General features: G+C 62.9%; 16 protein-coding genes. 7 read left to right on the forward strand and 9 right to left on the reverse strand.

The window, feature by feature from the left end; genetic code table 11:
- Positions 1 to 190: 190 nt before the first annotated feature.
- Positions 191 to 925 (reverse strand): LuxR family transcriptional regulator, encoded by a 735-nt coding sequence (locus tag CO660_RS04750; RefSeq protein ID WP_097597773.1) that lies wholly within the window; start codon positions 923 to 925, stop codon positions 191 to 193.
- A 220-nt stretch (positions 926 to 1,145) separates the two neighbouring features.
- Complete coding sequence (locus tag CO660_RS04755; protein WP_097597774.1) at positions 1,146 to 1,940, reverse strand: IclR family transcriptional regulator; 795 nt, start codon at positions 1,938 to 1,940, stop codon at positions 1,146 to 1,148.
- Between the two features lie 103 nt (positions 1,941 to 2,043).
- Here CO660_RS04755 and CO660_RS04760 point away from each other — a divergent pair, with 103 nt between their 5' ends.
- From CO660_RS04760 to CO660_RS04780, 5 genes are all read left to right on the forward strand, one after another.
- The gene (locus CO660_RS04760) at positions 2,044 to 2,841 is read left to right on the forward strand and encodes an SDR family oxidoreductase (protein WP_097597775.1); all 798 of its coding nucleotides are present in this window, start codon (positions 2,044 to 2,046) and stop codon (positions 2,839 to 2,841) included.
- A complete protein-coding gene (locus CO660_RS04765; protein WP_097597776.1) occupies positions 2,841 to 3,758 on the forward strand; it encodes a 2-dehydro-3-deoxygalactonokinase in 918 nt (305 codons plus the stop codon). Before CO660_RS04760 ends, CO660_RS04765 begins: the two co-directional genes overlap by 1 nt.
- A 13-nt stretch (positions 3,759 to 3,771) precedes the next feature.
- Positions 3,772 to 4,404, forward strand: coding sequence for a 2-dehydro-3-deoxy-6-phosphogalactonate aldolase (locus CO660_RS04770; protein ID WP_085777130.1), 633 nt, complete (start codon positions 3,772 to 3,774; stop codon positions 4,402 to 4,404).
- A gap of 4 nt (positions 4,405 to 4,408) precedes the next feature.
- The gene (locus tag CO660_RS04775) at positions 4,409 to 5,296 is read left to right on the forward strand and encodes an SMP-30/gluconolactonase/LRE family protein (protein ID WP_097597777.1); all 888 of its coding nucleotides are present in this window, start codon (positions 4,409 to 4,411) and stop codon (positions 5,294 to 5,296) included.
- 213 nt (positions 5,297 to 5,509) lie between these two features.
- Complete coding sequence (locus CO660_RS04780; RefSeq protein ID WP_097597778.1) at positions 5,510 to 6,115, forward strand: PRC-barrel domain-containing protein; 606 nt, start codon at positions 5,510 to 5,512, stop codon at positions 6,113 to 6,115.
- A 229-nt stretch (positions 6,116 to 6,344) separates the two neighbouring features.
- Here the strand turns inward: CO660_RS04780 and CO660_RS04785 are convergent, their stop codons facing one another.
- Both CO660_RS04785 and CO660_RS04790 read right to left on the reverse strand, forming a co-directional pair.
- Positions 6,345 to 7,709, reverse strand: coding sequence for an EAL domain-containing protein (locus CO660_RS04785; protein ID WP_097597779.1), 1,365 nt, complete (start codon positions 7,707 to 7,709; stop codon positions 6,345 to 6,347).
- A 138-nt stretch (positions 7,710 to 7,847) separates the two neighbouring features.
- On the reverse strand, positions 7,848 to 9,578 hold the full coding sequence (locus CO660_RS04790) for a response regulator (protein ID WP_097597780.1): 1,731 nt from the start codon (positions 9,576 to 9,578) through the stop codon (positions 7,848 to 7,850).
- 183 nt (positions 9,579 to 9,761) lie between these two features.
- On the opposite strand from CO660_RS04790, the gene mutL reads away from it, so the two are divergent.
- Both mutL and CO660_RS04800 read left to right on the forward strand, forming a co-directional pair.
- The gene (gene mutL, locus CO660_RS04795) at positions 9,762 to 11,564 is read left to right on the forward strand and encodes a DNA mismatch repair endonuclease MutL (protein ID WP_097597781.1); all 1,803 of its coding nucleotides are present in this window, start codon (positions 9,762 to 9,764) and stop codon (positions 11,562 to 11,564) included.
- 67 nt (positions 11,565 to 11,631) lie between these two features.
- Positions 11,632 to 11,862 carry a DUF2093 domain-containing protein gene (locus CO660_RS04800; protein WP_011424196.1) on the forward strand — a complete coding sequence of 77 codons (231 nt, stop codon included), beginning with the start codon at positions 11,632 to 11,634 and terminating at the stop codon, positions 11,860 to 11,862.
- Here the strand turns inward: CO660_RS04800 and lpxK are convergent.
- From lpxK to CO660_RS04825, 5 genes are all read right to left on the reverse strand, one after another.
- Positions 11,859 to 12,902, reverse strand: a complete 1,044-nt coding sequence (lpxK, locus tag CO660_RS04805; protein ID WP_085777124.1) for a tetraacyldisaccharide 4'-kinase — start codon at positions 12,900 to 12,902, stop codon at positions 11,859 to 11,861. The genes CO660_RS04800 and lpxK overlap by 4 nt on opposite strands.
- A gap of 89 nt (positions 12,903 to 12,991) precedes the next feature.
- Positions 12,992 to 13,714 carry an HAD family hydrolase gene (locus CO660_RS04810; protein ID WP_097597782.1) on the reverse strand — a complete coding sequence of 241 codons (723 nt, stop codon included), beginning with the start codon at positions 13,712 to 13,714 and terminating at the stop codon, positions 12,992 to 12,994.
- Positions 13,715 to 13,723: 9 nt separating this feature from the next.
- Positions 13,724 to 15,043 (reverse strand): lipid IV(A) 3-deoxy-D-manno-octulosonic acid transferase, encoded by a 1,320-nt coding sequence (waaA, locus tag CO660_RS04815; protein WP_085777122.1) that lies wholly within the window; start codon positions 15,041 to 15,043, stop codon positions 13,724 to 13,726.
- A 159-nt stretch (positions 15,044 to 15,202) separates the two neighbouring features.
- On the reverse strand, positions 15,203 to 15,451 hold the full coding sequence (locus CO660_RS04820; RefSeq protein ID WP_085777121.1) for a DUF4170 domain-containing protein: 249 nt from the start codon (positions 15,449 to 15,451) through the stop codon (positions 15,203 to 15,205).
- A gap of 62 nt (positions 15,452 to 15,513) precedes the next feature.
- Positions 15,514 to 16,323 carry a 3'(2'),5'-bisphosphate nucleotidase CysQ gene (locus CO660_RS04825; RefSeq protein WP_097597783.1) on the reverse strand — a complete coding sequence of 270 codons (810 nt, stop codon included), beginning with the start codon at positions 16,321 to 16,323 and terminating at the stop codon, positions 15,514 to 15,516.
- Positions 16,324 to 16,327 lie beyond the last annotated feature (4 nt).

Genomic DNA, 16,327 nt, shown 5'->3' on the forward strand with positions numbered 1-16,327 from the left:
GGCAGCGATGTGTCGGCCGCGCCATTTCCTGGCGCTGGTCATCAAAGTCCCCTCTGGACCTCTGGCGAAGGAGATGCAGAAAGCGTGCCAGATGAAAAAATCGGAAAAAGCGCCGAGAAACGCCGCGGCAACATCCCGGTTCTGCCTAAGCGCTGAGCGGACGGCCACGGCGCGCCACCATCTTTGCGACTTATTTGATCAGACCGATCCGCAGTGCCTTGGCGACCGCCTGGGTGCGGTTGACCGTGTCGAGCTTCTTGGTGGCGCGGTTGAGGTAATGATTGACCGTATGCTCCGACAGCGCGAGGATTTCGGCAATCTCGGCGCTGGTCTTACCGGCCGCCGTCCAGTTGAGGCAGTCGATCTCTCGGTCGGTCAGCGAATCCGTCATGCGCGTATCGAGGTTGCGGATTTCGGCAAGCCTGTCAAAGACATGGATGGCGATATAACAAAGCTCGCGCATTTCGGCGGCGCTGAAGGGTTCGCGGTCGCCGGAGAAGGAGACGGAACCGCGCAGGCCGGAGGCCTCGTGGGTTGGGAAATAGGCGCCGCGTATCATCCTGAAACGCTCGAACAACCCCGTGACCAGGACGGACTTGCCGTCGTCCCGCGCCCAGGCCTCCCGCGACATGTCGTAAAAGAAAGGCCGCGTCGATGTTCTAAGCCGCCTCAAAACCGGGCTGTTCACCATCAGCGCTTCCTGGTCGTAGAGCGCCAGAAGCTCGGCCGGCCAACTGGTGATGACGGTGTTGGCCTGCAGGTCGAGAGAGGTGATCGGCGGCAGGTTGAGAACCATGAAGGCGCGACTGCGATAGGCTTCCGTGACGCGTTTCAAGAAACGGAAAATATCGAACTGCGTCTTCAGGCCGGCGATTTCGTTGATATAATCGTCTTCTTCCGTGGAGGTTTGCGACAAGGGTACCATCACAGTTTTCATCTTCGGCGCCGCGGCCGGTTCGGTTGCATCGAGGCGTGACGAGCGTGTATTGGATACGTGGAAGCGATCTCGGCAGACAGGCTTCAGCCAATGCGTGGTTGTAGATTCGCGGGTCATTCCACTTCGCGTGATTCGCCCGCAAATCTCAATAATTCGCTCATCATAAGCATGCTTAGCGAGCCGTCCAGCGAAGGTGGTAGCGATACCGTCACCGGCGCGGGCCGAGGCGGACGCGCATGCCCTCCATAATCCTCGCAGCCGCCAGCTGTACGGGAACGGCCCACTGACGCAGAAGTTCCATCGAGAGCCGGTAGGCCGGGCCCGTGACCGAGATGCCGCCGATGAAGGTGCGATCCTCCGACCAGACGGGTGCGGCGACGCAGCGGATGCCAGCCTCGTGCTCCTCGAGGTCGAAAGCATAGCCCTGTTCGGCAATCTCGCGGATTTCGGCGGCAAGCGTCTCGGGCGAAGCATGTGTCGAGGCGGTAAAGCTGGTGAAGTTCAGGCCGGCGAGGAGATCGGCAAGAGTTTCGGGCGGAAGCTGCGAAAGAGCGGCCTTGCCGACGCCGGTGCAGTAGCAGGGCGAGGCGTTGCCGATCTGCGAATACATGCGCACCGGCTGACGGCCTTCGACCTTGTCGAGATAGATGATCGACTGTCCCCGGAGAACGCCGAGATGCACCGTCTCGCCGGTCGCCTGCTGGAGTTCGCTCAGGTGCGGTTCGGCAACCAGACGGAATTCGTTGCGCGCCCAGCTGCGCGCGGCGAAATCGAGCAGGCGCAGGCCCGGCGCATAACAGCCGTCACCATCGAGCTCCAGCAACCCCTCCTCCACCAGGTGGCTGAGCTGGCGATGCAGCGTGCCGCGCGGCTGGCCGGCGAGCGTCAGGATATCGGTGAAGCGTAGGGGCGTATCCGCATGGGTGACGAGATCGAGGAGAACCATCAATTTGCCGAGGGTGCCGGTCTCCCGGGCCTGGGCCATGCCGTCGCCTGAAGTCATTGTCTATGTGCCATCGAATCGATCCGCGCCGGCGAGCGTGCGCCCTTGACAGGAAGACCAGCATAATCCGATAATTCCACATAGTCAAATTAAGTTCCGAATAATGGAACATCTAGGAGGGAGGAAAACGGTGAGCGCAGTGGCAGCACAATTTCCCGAGTTCAAAGATCGCGCCGTGCTCGTGACCGGCGGCGGATCGGGCATCGGTGCCGCGATCGTCGAAGGTTTCGCACGCCAGGGCGCCAAGGTCTCCTTCATCGACATTGCCGAGACGGCCGGCAGCGAACTCGCGGAAAGACTGTCGCGGGAAACGGCGCATCCGGTGCTGTTCTACTATGCCGATCTGCGCGACATCGAGGCGATCCGGCGCACGGTCGATGTCGTCGTTCAGACATCCGGGCCGATCCGCGTGCTTGTCAACAATGCAGCGTGGGATGACCGCCACGAATTCGACGCGGTGACCGAGGCCTATTGGGACAACAATCAGGCGGTCAATCTGCGGCATGTGTTCTTCACCTCGCAGGCGGTGGCGCCGTCGATGCGGGCAGCCGGCGGCGGCGCGATCGTGAATATGTCATCGATCGCCTTCAAGCTGAACATGGGCGGCTTTCCTTCCTATGCGGCGGCGAAGGCGGCGGTCGTCGGACTGACGAAGAGCATGGCCGGCCGGCTCGGGCCGGAAAATATCCGGGTGAACTGCATTCTGCCCGGCATGGTCGTCACCGAACGGCAGATGCAGCTGTGGCTCACCGAGGAAAGCATCGCCCGCTCGGTCGAGCAGCAATGCCTGAAATTCCCGCTCAAGGCGGATGCCATCGTCGGTCCCTGCCTGTTTCTTGCATCCGACTGCGCGGCTGCGATGACCGCTCAGTCCCTGATCGTCGATGGAGGCGTTTTGTAATGGCTAATCCCGCGTACGTCGCGGTGGACTGGGGCACCAGCAGTTTCCGGCTCTGGCTGATCGACAAGGACGGCGGCATCCTTGCCGAACGCCGCAGCGGCGAAGGCATGACGAGCGCGGCTAAGATCGGCTTTTCCCAGGTGCTGTCGGGCCATCTCACCGCTGTCGAAGCGCCGCAAGGTCTGCCTGTCATCGTTTGCGGCATGGCCGGCGCAAGGCAGGGCTGGGTCGAAGCCGGCTATATCGACGTGCCCGCGCCGCTCGCCTCGATCCTCACCGCGGCGGTCCGCGTGCCGGGTGAAAGCCGTGACATCCGCATCCTGCCGGGCCTTGCCCAGCGGGATGTGGCGAGGCCCGATGTCATGCGCGGCGAGGAGACCCAGCTTCTCGGCGCGCTCGGCCGCGCGAACTCCGCGGCGCAGGCAGTCTGCATGCCCGGCACGCATTCGAAATGGGTGCATGTCGCGGACGGCAAGGTCGCCGGCTTTTCGACTTTCATGACCGGCGAACTTTTCGACGTGATCAGCAAAAACACGATCCTGTCGCATGCCGTGGCAGGTGCCGAACAACAGCCGGCGGATGCGGCTGCCTTCGAAGCGGCCGTATCGGCGGCCTTTGCGCATCCCGCACTTGGCTCCAATCTGCTGTTTGCCGCCCGTTCGGGCCAGCTGCTGCACGGGATCTCCGCCGCGGCCGCGCAGGCCCGGCTCTCCGGCACGCTGATCGGCCTCGAAATTGCCGGCGCGCTGCAGGATGCCGCCAACGGCACTGGCATCACCCTCGTCGCCTCCGGACGCCTGCAGGCGCTCTATGAGCAGGCCTTCAACACCCTCTCCCTTGCCTTCACCGCCATCGACGCCGACGCGGCCGTGCGCCGCGGCCTATCGGCAGCCGCCGAAGCCATCTGGCCGAATTGAGAAAGCTGACATGATGAACCGTATCCCCTTCCCCGACATGAAGCGCCCGCTGATCGCCATCCTGCGCGGCATCCGGCCCGACGAGACCGAGAGCATCGTCGGCGCCCTGATCGAAAACGGCCTGACGGCCATCGAGATTCCGCTCAATTCGCCGGAGCCGTTCAAATCCATCGAGATCGCCGCGAAGATGGCGCCGGCCGAGGTGCTGATCGGCGCCGGTACGGTGCTGACGGTCGAGGCTGTCGACAACCTGAATGCGGCCGGCGGCAAGCTGCTGGTGACCCCGAATGTCGAACCGGACGTGATCATCCGGGCGCGCGAATATGGTATGGTGACGATGCCGGGCGTCTTTACGCCGACGGAGGCCTTAGCGGCCGCACGCGCCGGCGCCACCGGTCTCAAATTCTTCCCGGCGAGCGTGCTTGGCCCTTCCGGCATCACGGCGATCCGCGCGATCCTGCCGCCGGAACTGACGATTGCCGCCGTCGGCGGCGTGTCGGACAAGAATTTCGCCGATTACACCAGGGCCGGCATCTCAGCCTTCGGCCTCGGCACCAGCCTCTACAAGCCCGGAATGACCGCGGCAGAGGTTGCCGAGCGCGCCAAGGCGACCATTTACGCCTATGATGCAGCCATGGGAGCGTGAACGTATGACCGACATTTACGAGTTCGAAGGCAAGACCCTTTGCAACACCAATTCCGTTCTCGGCGAAGGTCCGACCTATGATCCGGACAGCGATATCGTCTGGTGGTTCAACATCCTCGGCAAAGAGCTGCACGAGCTCAGACTCGCAACAGGGGAGAAAACGGTCCATCCGCTGCCCGTGATGGCAAGCGTGCTGGCCCGCATCGACGCCGGACGGCAGCTGATCGCGACGGAGGAAGGGCTTTTCGTGCGTGATGTGGCGAGCGGCAACCTCACCTTCTATGCGGCGCTCGAGAACGACAGGCCGGAAAACCGCTCGAATGATGGCCGCACCCATCCGTCGGGGGCGCTCTGGATCGGCACCATGAGCAAGCGAGCGGAAAACCAGGCCGGCGCCATCTACCATGTCGCCGGCGGCAAGGTGACAAAGATCTTCAACGGCATCAGCATTCCCAATTCGATCTGCTTTTCCCCGGATGGCACCATCGGCTACTACACGGATTCCCGCATCAACCGGCTGATGCGCGTCATGGTCGATCCGCAGACCGGCCTGCCCTCGGGCGAGCCGATCGTGCTCGTCGACAGCATGAACGAGCCCGGCGACATTGACGGTTCGGTGGTGGATGCCGATGGCTATATCTGGAATGCTCGCTGGGGCGCCGGCGTCGTCGATCGCTACAATCCCGATGGCTTGCGTATCTCGCGCTACAAGGTTCCCGCCGTCCAGCCCTCATGCCCCGCCTTCATCGGCGCCAATGCCGACCGACTGGCGGTGACGACGGCCTGGGAAGGACTTGACGAGGACGCCCGTTCGGCCCAGCCGAGCGCCGGCGCGCTTCTGGAACTCGGCATCGAGGTCAAGGGCGTGTTCGATCCCGTCTATGTGCTCTGACAGCAGTTCGGCCAATGCAAGGCGCTCCCGAGTGGGCGTCTTTTTCGTTTCCGGGGCCGTTCGCTAATAAAAGTTCCGTGATAATCGAGAAATTTTCCGTGTTTTCAACCGGAACCAATCGGCGCACCACTCATTTTCCCTTCGAACCGGCGCGGCAAGGATGATGCATTGCCGGGTCAGCGATCACTCTAGGGAAATGAAAGTAGGTTCGAAATGACACGCAAACTTTTGACGACCGTTGCCGCTGGCGCGCTGTTTGCCACGGCTTTCGCACCGGCGGCATTTTCGCAGACGGCGCCGCAGCCTGCCGATCCCGCCGCGACCAATCAGGCAGCGCCGGCCGATCCGGCTGCCCCCAAGCCCGTCACCCCTGATGTCACTAAGCCCGCGGGCGACGCTGCACAGGCTCCGGCTGCAAAACCGAGCACGGATTTAGCTCAGGGTACCTATCTGACGGAGCAGGCTCCGGACCAGATCAGCGCCAACACTTATATCGGTCAGTCGGTCTACAACGCCAACAATGAAAGCATCGGTAGCATCAACGACCTGATCATGAAGAAAGATGGCGGCATCGTTGCTGCGATCGTCGGCGTGGGCGGCTTCCTCGGCATCGGCGAAAAGGATGTCGCCGTTCCGATCGAAAAAATCACCATCGCCCAGAACACTCAGGACGGCAGTCTCAAGCTGACAACAACCGAAACCGCTGAATCGCTGAAGGCTGCGCCCGAGTTCAAGACATTGGCAATGCAGTCTGCAGAGAAGGCCCCGGCCGCAACCGGTACCGACACGACGGCAACCGGCTCGACCACGCCGAAGTAAACCGCGCGCGCGGTAGTACAGCGTAGGCGATGGCGCTCCTAGGGGCGCCATTGCTTTTTGCATGTTTCACGCAGTTCACCACGCAAAACCGCTGCGCACGTGCGCTGGTATTGGCTTTTTTGCTTTACGCAAGCCCGGACGCAAAGCCGCTGCGCGCTTTTGCTGGTATTGGCTTTTTGCTTTGCGCAATCCCGCACGCAAAACCGCTGCGCACTTTTGCTGGTATTGCTTATGCGCTGACGCGCTCGGCGGGCACCATATCGTAATAGTTCTCGTGCAGGAAGCGCAGCGTGGCGATGCCATCGGCCGGGCGGCCGAAATGGTAGCCCTGGCCCATGCCGCAGCCTAGCGTGCGCAGCTTCACGGCTTCGGCATAATCCTCGATGCCTTCGGCCACGACTTCCAGTTCCAGGCCTTCGCACATGGAAAGGATCGCCTTGATGATGTGTTCGGAGGCGCGGTCGGAATTGATGCGCGAGACGAAGGCGCGGTCGATCTTGATCTTGTCGAAGATGAAGTCGCGCAGACGACCGAGGCTCGACTGGCCCGTGCCGAAGTCGTCGAGCGAGATGCGAACGCCGGCTGCACGCAGATCGGCGATGATGCGGTGGGCGGTGTCGGCCGAACCCATCACCGCCGTCTCGGTGATTTCCAGTTCCAGGCGGTGCGGATCGAAGCCGACGCGACCGAGGATCGACAGGATGCTGCCGCTCGTGCCGGGATCCATCAGCTGCGCCGAAGAGAGATTGAACGACAGAAAGAGTTCACGCGGCCAGGACAAGGCTGCTTCAGCAGCCTTGCGAAGCAGGGCCTCCGACAGCGCGTCGATGAAACCACGCTCTTCGGCGAGCGGCACGAAGACGCCGGGCGCCACGAAACCGAGATCGGGATCGTTCCAGCGGGCGAGCGCCTCGAAGCCAACGACCTGATTGTTGGCAAGCGAGACGATCGGCTGGAAATGAATGTCGATGGCGTCCGAGATGATGGCGTTTCTGAGCGCCTGCTCCAGCTGTGTTGCGCGCTTCATCTCCTGGGCGATTTCCCGCGAATAGACGGTGATCTGGCCGCGACCGCGGCGCTTGGAGCGATAGAGGGCGGTGTCGGCGCTCTTTAGCAGTTCTTCGCAGTCCTCGCCGGCGAAGGGGTAGATGGCAAAGCCGAAGGAGGCGGAGAGGCGGACGTTGCGGTCGCCGAGATCATAGGGCGCCGACAACACCTCGCGGATCATCTGGCCGAACTTCTCGGCGCTCGCCCGTTCGAAAATCAACGGCAGCACGAAGGCGAATTCGTCGCCGTCGTGGCGGGTGACCAGCGCCCCGTCCGGAATGCAGGCCCTCAGCCGATGGGCGACCTGGCAGAGGATCTCATCGCCGGCCGAGGAGCCGAAGAGATCGTTGATCGGCTTGAAGCTGTCGAGATTGGCGATGCCGATGGTGAAAGGGGCCGGATCGCTGGCACGTTCGGCGGAGATCTGCAGGACCTTTTCGCGCATGCGATTGCGGTTTCCCAATCCGGTCAGCGGATCGGTATAGGCCATCGCTTGAAGCTCATTATGACTCACGGCCAAGGAAGCCGTTTCCGCCGATCTCATCATCCAAATCCGAGCTTTCCTCCGCAGCCGGGCAAAGAATGACCGGGATTTCTTAACAATTCGCTAGTAAATCAGCGGCGTCGGCAGCCTGGTTCGCCCCAAAATTGGGGACTTGACGACACGCGCCGCCGGATACCGGTATCATCCGCTCGCTCGGACCCGTGCAGCGTCTTCCATCAGGTATTTCTGGAATATCGCCTCGAGCATGTCGGGGCTGACGGGTTTCATGATGACGTCGTCCATGCCTGATTTGGCGCATTCGGCGCGATCGCGCTCGAAGGCCTGCGTGAGCACGCCGATGATCGGGGTGCGGGCTGCGCCGCCGGCTTCCTCCATCTGGCGGATCAGGCGCGCGGCCTCGAAGCCGTTGAAACCCGGCAGCGAAATGTCCATCAGCACCACCTGCGGCCTGTGCTCGGCCCAAAGGCGCACGACCTCGTCGCCGGTCGCGGCGATCATATGGCGATAGCCAAGGCCCTCGAGTATCTGTGAAAACACGATCTGGTTGATATCGTTGTCCTCGGCGACGAGAACCTGCAGGCCGACCAGCTCGTCGGACGTGCTGATTTCCCAATCCGCATCGGCGCCGACACCGTTGTTGCGGCTGTTGCGATTGAAGTGGCGGGCGATCTGGAAGGTGAGCTCGTTGGCGATCTGGAAGCCGTCCATGACGAGCGCCGGGATGCCGTATTGCTCGGAAAGCTCGAGGCAGCGCATGCCCATCTGGTTGTCGATGATCAAGAGATCGAGCGAAATGCCGGAGGAGGTGGCGATTTCCAGGAATCGTTCCTCTTCATCCTCACCACGCACCGAGCAGGATTCGAAACCATATTTCGACAGCGTCCGCAGAGCGGCGGCCTCGGCGGCAAGGTCGGCGGTGACGACGAGGATCTTGCGGCCGGAGAAATTCTCCGGAACGATCGCCTCCATCGCCGCCGGCTCGCGGCGCTCCACAGCGCTCGGCACCGGCACATAGGCGCGGCGATAACTCTGATTGGCGGAGGCGGTGATCGCCGAGGCACGATCGAACTCCTCAAGATCGGCGCCGTCGCGCGGCAGGTCCTGCATGGTCGACACCAGGAAATAGCGGCCGGGCTTGCCGATGCGATGCTTGCGGCTGACGATGTCGCGCTCGATGCCCTCGCGGGAGATCTGCCGCTGGCGGGAGATCGACATCTCGCCGGTTTCCAGCACGTGACGATCGCTTTCTTCGAAGCGCTTGGCGATCTCAGGTGAGAAGAGATCGCCGCTCTTGCGCCCGAGCACCTCGTCGGCGCTCCTCTGATATTTCTCACAAAAGGCGAGGTTCACCGCAACATAGGTGAGGTTGCGATCCTTGACGAAAAGCGGGAACGGCAGATTATCGAGAATGTCTTCGGTGAGCTGCACCCGCTCCAGGTCCGAGCGCCACTGCGCCTCGCGCTTCTTGTCCTCGGAGATATCGGAAACGACGGTGACGCCGTAACCGCTCGGCAGCCTGCGCTTGACGAAGCGGACCCAGCTGTCGGCGCCATGTCGCTCGACAGATTCGAAGCGCTCGCGCCAATGCGAGGCGATTTTCTGCGACAGCCAGTCCTCGCGGCTGAGCGAGCCGCTCTGCCTGATATCATATTGCTGGCGAACGCCGGTATCGTAGATCGCGCCCAGGAAATCGCGCAGCCGGATGCCCGGCTTCAGCATCTCGGGCGGCAAGGGGAAGAATTCGAGAATCTGGCGGCTTGCGAAGATCAGATGATCGTTCTTGTCGTAGATGATGAACGCTGACGAAAGGCTGTCGCACACCGCATCGAAGAGCGCCGTCTGCAGATCTGCCCCGGCGAGCGTCCCGTCGGTTTCTGATGATGTGTCCGCCTTTTCGAAGCCGGCACTCATTCCATTTCGTCCCACATCTGTTCGATTTCGCGGCTTCTGGAGGTGTGTGATTAAAAATGCCATTTTTCTGTTAAAACCGGCTTAACACTACCGATCCCCGAATGCGGGGGAGCCGCGGATCACAGTTCCACCAAGCGATCGGAAACCCCTTCCCTCCCGCCCGCGAATCCTCGAAAATAGCTCATGGCCATCAGACAGCTTTCCGAAACGCTCATCAACCAGATCGCCGCCGGCGAAGTCATCGAACGGCCGGCGAGCGCTGCCAAGGAATTGATCGAGAACGCGCTGGATGCCGGAGCGACGCGCATCGAGATCGCCACGGCAGGCGGCGGCAAGGCGCTGCTGCGGGTCAGCGATAACGGCTGCGGCATGGACGCGGCCGATCTGGAACTGGCGATCAAGCGCCACTGCACCTCGAAGATCTCCGAAACGCTCGAGGATATTAGAACGCTCGGCTTCCGCGGCGAGGCACTGCCTTCGATCGGGTCCGTGGCGAGGCTCAGCATCGCAAGCCGCAAGCGCGACAGCGCCGGCGGCCACGAGATCGCCGTTGCCGGCGGCAAGGTCTTGCATCTGAGGCCGGCCGCCGCCAATCCCGGCACGATCGTCGAAGTCCGCGACCTGTTCTTCGCCACGCCGGCGCGGCTCAAATTCCTGAAGACGGAAAAGGCCGAGGCGGGTGCGATTACCGAGATCGTCAAACGCATGGCGATCGCTTTTCCCGCCGTGCGCTTCGTGCTGTCCGGCTCCGACCGTGCCACGCTCGAATTTCCGGCAACGGGCGACGATCATCTGGCGCGCATGGCGCAGGTGCTCGGCAAAGACTTCAGCGACAACGCCATTGCGCTCGACGCCGTACGCGAGGAGATCACGCTGACCGGCTTTGCCGGCGTGCCGACCTTCAATCGCGGCAACTCCGCCCATCAATATGCCTTCGTCAACGGCCGCCCGGTGCAGGACAAGCTGATCCTCTCGGCGATCCGCGGCGCCTATGCCGAGACGATCCCGTCCGGGCGCTATCCGGTGGCGGTGCTGTCGATCGCACTCGATCCGGCCCTCGTCGACGTCAACGTGCATCCGGCCAAATCCGACGTGCGCTTCCGCGACCCAGGCCTGGTGCGCGGCCTGATCGTCGGCGCCATTCGCGAGGCGCTCGCGCGCGACGGCAGCCGGGCGGCAACGACCGGCGCGAGCGATATGCTGCGCGCCTTCCGCCCCGGTTTCCAGCCCTTTGCCCAACGCTCGCAGGCGCCATGGTCGGCGGAGACCTCGCCCTCCCGCCCCTATCAGCCAGCAACGGGTTTCAGCGAACGATCCCAAGCCGCTTTCGACGGACTTTCGATGCCGACAGCGCGGGCCGAGACGCAGTCTTCGCCACAGCCTGCTGCGCCTGAACCGGCCGGGCGTTATCCGCTCGGCGCGGCACGGGCGCAGATCCACGCCAATTATATCGTCGCCCAGACCGAGGACGGGCTCGTCATCGTTGACCAGCATGCGGCGCATGAGCGGCTGGTGTTCGAGGCGATGCGCAAGGCGCTGCATTCAAAGCGGTTGGCCTCGCAGGTGCTGCTGATCCCCGAGATCGTCGACATTCCGGAAGAGGATTGCGACCGGCTGATGCTGCTTGCGGCAGAGTTTGCCGAACTCGGTCTGGCGATCGAGCGCTTCGGTCCCGGGGCGATCGCGGTGCGCGAAACGCCGGCCATGCTCGGCGAGGTCGACGTCCATGGCCTGATCCGCCAGCTCGCCGACGAGATTGCCGAATGGGATACGGCGTCGGGCCTGTCGGCCAAGCTCGAATATGTGGCGGCGACCATGGCCTGCCATGGATCGGTTCGCTCCGGCCGGCGGCTGCGGCCGGAGGAAATGAACGCGCTGCTGAGGGAAATGGAAGTGACGCCCGGCTCCGGCCAGTGCAATCACGGCCGGCCGACCTATATCGAATTGAAGCTCAGCGACATTGAGCGGCTTTTCGGCAGAAGCTGAAAAAGCTGGCAAAGCCGCCTTTGCGGGAGTATGGCAGACGGATGACAAGTTGCAGGGAACGGAGCGCATGAATTTGTTCGAAGGGCACGGAAACCGCGAGGCGAAGATCCGTTATCTCGACGGCGATTTCCAGATTCTCTCGCCCGGCTCCTATGTCGTCTGTGCGATGACCGGAAAAAACATCCCGCTCGACGAACTGCGCTACTGGAGCGTCGCCCGCCAGGAGCCCTATGCCGACGTTATTTCTGCAATCGAAGCCGACAAACGTGCCGGCATGCTGCCGAACCAGCGGCGTTAGCTCTTAACTTTCATTTCCCTTAAACGCCGCTCGCGACAGGCGACGATCGCCCGGTCGATGATCAGGCTCGGGGCGAGATGATCCTCGAAGACCATGTCGACTTCGATCACCCGGCATTTTTTCGCCAGTTGCTCCGCCTTGCCGTGATGGCCGGAGAGACGAACGAAATCCTTTGACGTGGTGACAATCAGGAGATCCTGGCGTTCGGCGGTCGTCAGGATGTCGTCGATCTCCTCCTCGGTCAGATGCTCGTGGTCGCCGAAGCTCTTGGCGAGGGCGATTTCGGCGCCGCGCGATTCGACGGTGCGGAAGAATTTGGCGGGATCGGCGATGCCAGCGAAGGCGAGCACCTTGATGCCGGCAAGCCGGTCGTCGCCGCGCACCTTCAGCGATGCGGTGAAATAGGGCTTTGCCGCGCGTGCCGCCATGCGAACGATCGCGTCGGCAGCATTGCCGCCGCCGACCTTCAGCAGCGCCGTCGCCGAACGCAGCTGCTGGCGGATCGGCGCACGGACCGGGCCGGCCGGCACGATATGGCCATTGCCAAGGCCGCGCGTCGCGTCGATGACGAGCAGCGCATAGTCGATCGCCAGCCGGGCGCTCTGAAAACCATCATCCATGATGATGAGATCGGCGCCTTCCGCCACCAGACGCCGAGCACCGTCGACGCGCCGGCGGGAAATCACCGTCAGCGCCTCCTGGGCGAGCAACAGCGGTTCATCGCCGACGGCGACCGCCCGGTGATGATGGGGATCGACCACGGTCGTCACGTCGAGCGAGCCGCCGTAACCTCTGCTGAGAAAGCCGGGTTTCAGGCCTTTCGCCTTGGCGGCGCGGGCGAGCGTCAACGCCGTCGGCGTCTTGCCGGCGCCGCCGACTGTGAAATTGCCGACGCAGATAACGGGAACGGAAACCGAGGCGCGGCGCGCATGGGCCATGCGATGGCCGGCGACACGGCCGTAGACAAAGGAAAGCGGCGCCAGCAGCCAGGCCCGCCAATCGGCTTTCCTCCACCAGAACGGCGGCGCTTCTGAAATCATTTTGCCGTCCGCTCCCCGCCGGCTAGAGAATTTCGTCTTCCCGGCCGGATTGAGAGATTAAAATCGATGAAAATGCAAGCCTTTACCGATCAGGCCGGCTGCAGATCAGGCAGCAGCGTCTCAAGGGCGGTGATATCGTCGAGCACATGATCGGCAGCCGCAGCAAGTGAATCGCGCGAGCCGGTTCCCGTCAACACGGCGATCCTCAGTCCCGCGCCGGCATTTAGGCCCATGTGCAGATCGTGATTGTTGTCGCCGACCATGGCGACCTCTTCAGGCAGAAGACCGGTCGCAGCGCAGAAGCCGAGCACCATGCCCGGCTCCGGCTTGACGCCGAAGCCGCTGTCGTAGCCGGCGATATAATCCACATAGTGGGCGAAACCGAAGCGCTCCGCCGTCTGGCGGATGGAGCGCTCATTGTCGCTGGAGGCGACACCGAGCTTGAAACCGCGCCGATGCAGCCTTGCGAAGAAGCCGGCAAGGTCGGTCACCGGCACGGAAAATTCAGCGGCGCCGGAAAAGAGGTCGTCGAGACGGATCGTCAATTCGTCGATGTCGACCATCGACCCGGCGGCGGCGAGTCCCTCGGCGATCTGCCTTGTATTGCCGGCGGCGAGCAGGCTGTCGGGGACGATATGGCCGCTCACCGGATCCATGCCGCAGGCGGACAGCAGCCGGTCGGCCAAAAGCGGGTCGCCCTCAGCGGCGATGCGGGCAAGCTCGCGATTGACCGGCAGCCAGCTCTCATCATAGTCGAGCAACGTGCCGTCCTTGTCGAAGAGGATGCCTTTGATATGCGCCGGTCCGGACATCGCGTCTCCTCAAACCTGGGCCGCGGTCCTGGGCAGCAAACGCGCCTTGACCGTCAGCGGATTGATATAGGGTTCGAGCCCCTTCACCGTCGCCGACAGTGCGCCGCGCATCTCGTGCACGGTGGCGACGCCGGCCTCGATCATGTTACGGCGGGCTTCATCGTTGGTCAGCAGGTAATGCACGCCCTTGGCCAGCATTTCGGTATCGCGCACCATTCGGGCGCTGCCGCTGCGGGCGAGCTTCTGATAGGCCTCGCGGAAATTCTGCACATTGCCGCCGGAGAGGATGGCGCAGCCGAGCATGGCAGGCTCCAGCGGGTTCTGACCACCCTCGGCAAAGAGCGAGCGGCCGACGAAGGCGATTTCGGTCAGACGGAGATAAAGCCCCATTTCGCCGATCGTATCGCCGAGAAAGATATCGACATCGGCGGAGAGGACATCGTCGCGGGTGCGGCGGGCGACTTTCAGCCCCTGCTTGACGAGCGCCGCCTCGATCTCGTCGCTGCGCTCGGGATGGCGGGGCACGATGATCGTCAATTGACGATCGCGCTCCTTCAGGGCGCGATGGACGATGCCGGCGGCATTTTCCTCGCCGTCAAAGGTGGAGATCGCCGCCCAGGTCTTGCGATCGCCGATCTGCTTCTTGTAGCGGGCGAAGACAGCGCTGTCATAAGGCGGCGCATCGGTATCGACCTTCAGATTGCCCGAGGTTATGACGGGAACGGCACCGAGATCGCGAAACCGCTCCGCATCGACATCGGATTGGGCGATGACGAGAGCGAGGTTCTCGAACAGGGCCTCAGCAATCGACGGGCGGCCGCGCCAACGGGCAAAGGAGCGGTCCGACATGCGGGCATTGACCAGGATTTGCGGGATGCGGCGACGGCCGAGTTCCAGCACCGTCGCCGGCCAGATTTCGGATTCGGCGATGATGGCGCAATCGGGCTGCCAATAATCGAGGAAGCGGCTGACGGATGGCTTCAGATCCAGCGGCACATATTGATGGATCGCCTCCTGGCCGAGGCGCTCGGCGGCGAGCCTGGCGGAGGTGATGGTGCCGGTGGTCAGGATGACATGAATGTCGCGGCGGCGAATTTCGCGGATCAGCGGTATGACCGCATTGGTTTCGCCGACACTTGCGGCGTGGAACCAGACGAGCGGGCCCTGGGGCCGATTAGCGCTCGGATAGCCGAAGCGTTCAAGGCGGCGCGCACGGTCTTCCTTGCCCTTGGCCGTGCGGTAGGTCAGATAGAGGCCGACGACCGGGGAAGCCACGGTCCCCGCCAGACGGTATGTGCTCAGACCGAGCCGCGCCATCCGGGAGCTCATCGCGCCAGCCTCCGACCCAAGACGATCGACATCAAACCCATTCCCTTATTATCGTTGCGGCCGGAATGGCCGATCAATTTGTTCAGAATGCGTCAAACGATCCGGATCGACGGGCGCCCGATGCACGAAGGCCCGTTCGGCTGGCTGCGGCTGCCGAGGTCAGTTGCCCCCAGCCTTTTGCTGCGGATCGAGCAGACGGTGCATGTGGACGATGAAATAGCGCATATGTGCGTTGTCGACCGTCTGCTGCGCTTTCGCCTTCCAGGCCGTCAGCGCCGAGGCATAGTCGGGAAAAATGCCGACGATATCGAGGCCGTCCAGGTCACGGAACTGGACATCTTCGAGGCTTTCGAGTTCGCCGCCGAAAACGAGGTGCAAAAGCTGTTTCTTGTCACCGGAGTCAGTCATTTTCTTGTTCTCTTTCTGCCTAGTTCCTCCGCCACCTCATCTGCGGGATTTTGACGGAAACGTCAACTGTCTCGTCGCCCGGCGAAGGCCGCGAGGAACTCATCGATACGGGGCGCTGGCGCCGCACAGAGGACCTTATGGGTGACGTCGGCCCTGTTATAGACGATGGACTTGCCGTCGAGGTCTACAAGCCCGCCGCCGGCGCAGGCCAGAACGAGATCGGCGGCGGCAAGGTCCCAGTCATGCGAATTGCCCTTGACGAAGGTGGCTTCCAGACGGCCATCTGCCACCATGGCGATGCGATAGGCCAGCGAGGGGACATATTTTTCGCGTCTCACCCGGTCACGGAACGCCGGCGGAAAGGTCTTCAACAGGTCTTCGCCGATCGCAAGCCGGCTCATCTCGTCCGGCCCGGCGGCGGAAACGGTGAAGGGCGTGCCGTTCTTCAGCGCCACGCCGCCGTCGACGGCCTCGTAGAGCTCTTCGAGCGCCGGTGCATAGAGCACGCCGGCAACCGGGCGGCCGCGATGCACGACCGCGACGCTGACGCACCAGACTTGCTGCCCGCCGAGGAAGGCGCGCGTGCCGTCGATCGGATCGACGATGAAAAGCGTCTCGCGCGACAGGCGGTCTTCATCGTCCTCGGTTTCCTCAGACAGCCAGCCATAATCCGGCCGCGCCTTACGCAGGATCGTTTCAAGCGTCTTATTGGCGGCGAAATCGGCGGCGCTGACTGGAGAGCGGTCGCCGTTCTTCCACCAGACCTCGGGAGACTGGTTGAAGAAGCCGTAGGCGACCGCGCCGGCCTCCTTCGCAGCATCGGCGATCAAGGCGAGATCGCTCTGCCAGCGCAGCTTTTCTCTATCGCTCATCCCG

The organism is Rhizobium sp. L9, from assembly GCF_002531885.1.
GTDB lineage: Bacteria > Pseudomonadota > Alphaproteobacteria > Rhizobiales > Rhizobiaceae > Rhizobium.